Here is a 6,668-nt window from a genome sequence, read left to right as displayed (position 1 = left end):
TTTCAAACTAAGCAAATATAGATAGTAAAATTCAAATGACAAACTAATTTAATGGTATTTTATTTACAATCCGTTTTATTTATCTTTACCCTTAATCTTATGTACTTTTATAATGATATACAACTCCGTAGACTGTGTTATTTTTGGATTTAAAAACGAAAAATTAAAAGTTCTTTTGATCAAGCGTAATAATGAGCCTCAAAAAGGATTGATGGCCTTACCTGGTGATTTTTTAGACTCTAGCATTAGTATCTATGACAGTGCCAAGAACACACTCAAAGAGCTCACTAATCTAGAGAATATTTACCTAGAACAAATCAGGGCATTTGGAGAAATAGATAGATATCCAGATAAAAGGGTGATCACCATTAGTTACTATGCATTAATCAATATTGAACATTACTCTCCGCAACCAGGATACACTGCAGAAAAGCTTGAATGGTGTGATATAGACTCGCTTCCAAATCTGGCTTTTGACCATAAAGAAATTATCAAAAGTGCACATAAAAGATTAAAAATTAGAGTGGGAAATGAACCTATTGGATTTAACTTGTTGCCTGAATGTTTTAGCTTAACCAATCTGCAAAAGGTCTATGAGGCTATTTTACAAATAGAGTTAAACAAGCGAAACTTTAGAACAAAAATCAACCAAATGAAACTTTTGATCGATACAGGTAAAAAACAAGAAAATGTAGCTCATAAACCTGCAAAACTTTATCGTTTTGATGAAAAGATATACCAAAAACTCAAAGAAAATGGGTTTTACTTTAACATATAAAACCCAAAAAAGAGTAAACTCTAATTTGGGTTTTTTTATAACTTCACTATGAAAACACTAATGAGGTAACTTATTCTTGAAAATCCCGTAAACATAAGTACCGAGCATCGCAAAACCAATAACAATTAATATTCCGTAAAACCCTGCTCCTACTAATGTAAACATGGGTCCTGGACAAGCACCAGCTAACGCCCAACCCAATCCAAAAATGATCCCTCCAAACAAATATCTTTTGATACTTTTTTCTTTGTCATCAAATTTTACGGGTACTCCATAAAAAGACTTAATATTCTTCTTTTTGATAATAGCAGTCATCAAAACACCAAAGAACAAAGCTACACCTATAATTCCATACATGTGAAACGCTTGGAAATTAAACATTTCATAAATTCTAAACCATGAGGCTGCCTCTGATTTGAACATGGTAATACCAAAGATTACCCCTATACTTAAATATGCTAAATTTTTCATAATTCTCTAGTTAAAAAATAAAAGGAAACAAAACGTGAATCATAAATAATCCACCTACAAAAAAACCAACTACAGCGATTAGCGAAGGCAACTGTAAATTACTCAATCCTGATATCGCATGACCCGAAGTACAACCTCCAGCATAACGAGCTCCAAAACCTACTAAAAACCCTCCAATGGCCAATAGCAAAATACTTTTAACACTGTAAGCCTCAAAAATCTCAATAGGTAAATATGAGGTAGTTGAACTATCTATTCCGTATTCTTGTAAACTTAATATTGTTTCGTTACTGATGGCAACTCCAGAGTGACTACTTAAGAAATGACTTCCAATGAAACCTCCTACAACAGCTCCAGTCATCACGAGTAAGTTCCATTTTTGTGATTTCCAATTAAAATCAAAAAAATCTGTTTTTTTACCTGCACCGCAAATCGTACATAAAGTTCTAAGGTTTGAGGACATACCAAAACTATCTCCCATCATCAACAATAAAAACATTACAAAAGCAATTAACCCTCCTGAAACGTACCAAGGCCATGGGTCTAAAATAAAATTCATCATATGGTAATTATATCTAAGATTATACTTAATTTGTACACAAATATACTTTTAAAGTAACAAATATGAGTAACAATTGTTACAAACACAACTAACTGCAAATCATGAAGGTAATAATAGATAGTTTTTATCATACCCTAACTTGGATTATCAAAATGATTACTTTTCAAACACATTGGTATGAAAATTACTTTTGGGGACTACTTGTCATCTCTTTTGTGATCTGGCTACTTGAGATAGCTATACCTTGGAGAAAGAACCAAAGCATCTTTAGAGAAGATTTTAAAATTGATTTTTTCTATATGTTTTTTCATTTCTTTATTTTCGCACTTTTCATTAATGGATTTTACGCAACCATCAACAACTCGTTTGAACAATACGGGGTGACGACTAGAAGTCTTACGCTGATAGACTTGAACCATTTTGGTACTGCTCAAAAATTGATTATCTTCTTTATCATCAGTGATTTTTTTCAATGGTTTACGCATATTCTTATGCATAGAGTACCTTTTCTATGGAGATTTCATCAAGTTCACCACAGCGTAAAAGAAATGGGGTTTGCAGCTCATTTCCGATACCACTGGGCAGAAAATATCATCTACAAACCGATGAAAACAATAGCAATAATGGTCATAGGTGGTGTGGAACCAGAACAAACATACATTATACACTTTATGGCGATTATCCTAGGTCACCTAAACCATTCTAATTTAAATATCACATGGGGACCTTTAAAATATATTTTCAATAATCCTGTCATGCATTTGTACCATCACGCACAAAAATTACCAGAACACAAAAAACATGGAATGAACTTTGGCATTAGTCTTAGCCTATGGGATTATATTTTCAACACTCATTACCTTCCAAAAGTGGATGAAAATTTAAAATTAGGGTTTAAAGGAGATGACTCTTTCCCGAGATCTTTTGTTAAGCATTTGTGGATTGGACTTCCGAAAACAAAAAAATAAAATAAACAGCAAAAAAAATTCAATATTTATTTACAAGCAATGACTAACCCTAAGTATTTTCATTTCTTTAAAAATAACATCAAAGATATTTCTGCTCCAGAAAAGTTCACCTACCCTTTCTATTATGACCCTCACCCGCTGAGTATCATGGCCACAAAAGAAGTTCAAGCGTATTTGATGATGCAAACCGATTTTAATCATCACTTTGAAAATACTGGAAAAATGTTCGGTGTTTTAGTCGTTCAAACCAAAAACAATGAAATCGGATTCTTGGCGTCTGTATCTGGTAAACTAGCGGATACCAATACTCATAAATACTTCGTGCCTCCAGTTTTTGATATGTTACCCAAAAAAGGATATTATAAAACTGAAGAACACAAACTAAACATATTGACACAGAAAATAGAAACATTAGAAAAAGCTGAAATTTACAACCGCTTAAAAAGATCTCTAACCAAAACCATAGAAAAGGCTGAGGGTGAGAAGAATTCGTTTCGACTAAAAATGATCGAAGCCAAAAAAGAACGAAAAGAAAGGAGAAAACAAATAAGAAGAGAATTTGAAGGAAACAGATTACAAGAAAACTTAAAAACATTAGACCAAGAAAGTATCATATTCAAACTTAAAAAAAGGGACCTATACAAACAATGGGATCGTAAAATCGTTCAAGATCAAAAAGAATTGAGCACTTATGAAGATGAAATCACGAAATTACAAATGTTACGAAAAGAAAAGTCAAGTTCACTACAGAGATATCTTTTCCAGCAATATCAGTTTCTGAACAAAAAAAAGGAAGCAAAAAATTTGCTGTCTATTTTCGAAGAAACTTCTTTACAAATCCCCCCTGCAGCCGCAGGGGAATGTGCCGCACCGAAATTGTTACAATATGCCTTTCAAAATCAGCTTACTCCTATCTGTATGGCTGAGTTTTGGTGGGGGAAATCTCCAAACTCTGAGATACGAAAACACAAGATTTTCTATCCTGCTTGTCAAGGAAAGTGCAAACCAATTCTCAACCATATGCTAAAAGGGATGTTACTAGATACTGACCCTTTACTCAAAAATCCTGCAATCGGTAAAGAATTAGAATACCTTTACGAAGATCAATATATGGTTGTGGTCAATAAACCTTCTGAATTTTTGTCTGTACCTGGGAAAACAATTGATGATTCGGTTTATTTGAGAATCAAACAAAAATATCCAAAAGCCACAGGACCGTTGATTGTCCACAGATTAGACATGTCAACCTCAGGCATCATGATTTTAGCTTTAGATATAGATACTTACAAAAAATTACAACGTCAATTTATCAAAAGACAAGTTAAAAAACGCTACCTCGCTATCCTTGACGGCATCGTTGAAAGAAACAATGGAACAATCGAACTTCCTTTAAGGTTAGATGTTGAAGACAGACCTAGACAACTAGTTTGTTACGAACATGGAAAAAAAGCCAAAACCATATGGAAGGTTATCGACAGGACTGAAAACAAAACCAAGATTCACTTATACCCAATTACGGGTAGAACACATCAGCTTAGGGTCCATGCCTCTCATCCAGAAGGACTAAACACACCGATCATTGGCGATGATCTATATGGATCTAAAGGTCGTCGACTTTTATTACATGCAGAACACATCACCTTACATCATCCAGAAACAAAGGAAGAAATATCGTTTAGTGCTAAAGCATATTTTTAATATCCTATCCTTTGAAATCGAAACTCGTTTCAATCACGGTCTTAGAACTTCCACCAACAAATAATCTAAACAATCCAGGCTCAACTGTAAAAGCTCCATTATTATTGTAAAATCCTAATTCTTTCTCTGTCAAGGTGAAAGATACGGTTTTAACTTCGTTGGGTGCTAAAGAAACCAATTCGAATCCTTTTAGCTCTTTAACAGGCCTAGTTATACTTGCGTGTACATCTCTAATGTAAAGCTGAACAACTTCCTTTCCTGTTAATTTTCCTATATTCTTAACATCTATCTTAACAGAAATTCCGTTTGCTTTAGGTTTAACTACAAGATTTTCATACTCAAACTGAGTATAGCTCAAACCATGTCCAAAAGGATACAAAGCACTATTTTTTTCATCTTGGTAATGAGACCAAAATACCACATCAGGAGCAGGCAGAGTCGGTCTTCCAGTATTTTTATAATTGTAGTACAATGGCAACTGCCCAACATTTCTTGGAAAACTCATCGGCAATTTTCCACTTGGGTTATAATCTCCATATAAAACTTCTGCAATTGCGTTTCCACTCTGAGTTCCTAACTGCCAGCATTCTAATATTGCTGGAATATGACGATCCGCCCAACTTAAAGTCAAAGGCCTACCATTGTTTAAAACCAATACAATATTTGGATTCACTTTATAAACTTCTTCTAGCAATTCTTGCTGAACACCAGGCAATCCTATATCAGTCCTACTTCTTCCTTCTCCGCTCTGAAAACCGTGTTCACCCAAAACCATAATAACGACATCTGCACGTTCAGCTGTTTTTTTTGCATCAGAAAAACCCTTCTTGTCGGTTGTATTTATTTTTACTTCTGTAATAAAATCTGGAGTACCCAAAATCAAATCAGCACCTTTTGAGTAGCTTATTTTGTTTCCATCATATTGAGACAAACCTTCTAGAACCGAAACAGCTGTGCCATCTTTTGCGGCTATTCTCCAGCTTCCTAGAGGACTTGTTTTATCACTAGCCAAAGCTCCAATTACAGCTATATGCTGACCTTTCTTTTTTAAAGGCAATAGAGAGTTCTCATTCTTTAAGAGTACAATAGATTTTTTTGCCATGTCCAAAGAAGCTTTTTGAATCTTCTGATGACCTAAAAGTTTTTCTTCACGTTCTTTGTTACAATATTTATAAGGATCGTCAAACAACCCTAACTCAAACTTTACTTGTAGAATTCTTGTTGCAGCATCATCAATTAATGCTTCCTCAACTTTTCCTTCTCTTACCAAATTGGCCAATTCATCAACATAGGCATTGGATTCCATATCCATGTCTGAACCTGCGTTAGCTGCTATCTCTGCTGCATGTTTTAAGTCCATCGCATGACCATGTTCTATCATTTCTGAAATAGACCCCCAATCTGAAACTACGAAACCATCAAAATTCCACTTTCCCTTTAAAATATCTCGTTGTAAAAACTTATTTCCTGTTGCAGGAACTCCATTCAACTCATTAAAAGAATTCATGAACGTTTTGACCCCGGCATCTATTGAAGCTTGAAAAGGAGGGAATATGATATTATATAAGGTAGAGGTTCCCACATCAACGGTATTATAGTCTCTTCCTGCTTCCGCAAAACCATAACCCGCAAAATGCTTTGCACAAGCTACAATGGTATGATCTTTAGACAAATCATCCCCCTGAAAACCTTTTACTCTTGCATAAGCGATTTTACTTCCTAAAAAAGTATCTTCACCTGCACCTTCCATCACACGTCCCCATCGGGCGTCTCTAGCAATATCAACCATAGGAGCAAAGGTCCAATTGATTCCTACTGCTGACGCTTCCAAAGCTGCCATCGATGCAGAAGTTTTTATCGCCTCTAAATCCCAACTTGCAGCCTCTGCTAAAGGAATTGGACTCAAAGTTTCGTATCCATGGATTACATCAAAACCAATAATCAATGGAACCCCTAGTCTAGATTCCTCAACAGCGATTTTTTGTACGGCTCTAACTTCATCAACACCTCTTACATTAAGCATGGAACCCACATAACCTTTACGCAAATCTTTATATTTCTTTGCAGCATCTCCCTGAATAGGTGTAGGTCCTGTTACATTCCAAAACCCATTGTACTGATTCATTTGACCGATTTTTTCTTCTAAGGTCATTTTGGCTAATAATACCTCTGTCCTTTCTTTTGCAGACAG

Annotated in this window: 6 protein-coding genes; 3 read left to right on the top strand and 3 right to left on the bottom strand. The window is 34.9% G+C overall.

Annotated features, from left to right (window positions below; all coding sequences use genetic code 11):
• The first annotated feature begins 112 nt into the window (after positions 1 to 112).
• Entirely contained in the window at positions 113 to 778 is a 666-nt protein-coding gene (locus tag ABF281_RS08185) for an NUDIX domain-containing protein (RefSeq protein WP_347181188.1), read from the top strand.
• A 57-nt stretch (positions 779 to 835) separates the two neighbouring features.
• Here the strand turns inward: ABF281_RS08185 and ABF281_RS08180 are convergent, their stop codons facing one another.
• Positions 836 to 1,249, bottom strand: a complete 414-nt coding sequence (locus ABF281_RS08180) for a DUF6691 family protein (RefSeq protein ID WP_347181187.1) — start codon at positions 1,247 to 1,249, stop codon at positions 836 to 838.
• A 10-nt stretch (positions 1,250 to 1,259) separates the two neighbouring features.
• Positions 1,260 to 1,808, bottom strand: a complete 549-nt coding sequence (locus ABF281_RS08175) for a YeeE/YedE thiosulfate transporter family protein (protein WP_347181189.1) — start codon at positions 1,806 to 1,808, stop codon at positions 1,260 to 1,262.
• A 104-nt stretch (positions 1,809 to 1,912) separates the two neighbouring features.
• Here ABF281_RS08175 and ABF281_RS08170 point away from each other — a divergent pair, with 104 nt between their 5' ends.
• Positions 1,913 to 2,779 (top strand): sterol desaturase family protein, encoded by an 867-nt coding sequence (locus tag ABF281_RS08170; protein WP_347181186.1) that lies wholly within the window; start codon positions 1,913 to 1,915, stop codon positions 2,777 to 2,779.
• 39 nt (positions 2,780 to 2,818) lie between these two features.
• Positions 2,819 to 4,477 carry a pseudouridine synthase gene (locus ABF281_RS08165; protein ID WP_347181185.1) on the top strand — a complete coding sequence of 553 codons (1,659 nt, stop codon included), beginning with the start codon at positions 2,819 to 2,821 and terminating at the stop codon, positions 4,475 to 4,477.
• Positions 4,478 to 4,481: 4 nt separating this feature from the next.
• On the opposite strand, the gene bglX is transcribed toward ABF281_RS08165, so the two are convergent.
• Positions 4,482 to 6,668: beta-glucosidase BglX (gene bglX / locus ABF281_RS08160; protein ID WP_347181184.1), on the bottom strand; the 2,187-nt coding region annotated here is incomplete at its 5' end.

Origin of the sequence: Wenyingzhuangia sp. (assembly GCF_039768515.1) — a bacterium.
Taxonomy (GTDB): domain Bacteria; phylum Bacteroidota; class Bacteroidia; order Flavobacteriales; family Flavobacteriaceae; genus Wenyingzhuangia.
Note: the sequence above shows the minus strand (reverse complement) of the source record. Positions and strands in the feature narration are given on the sequence as shown.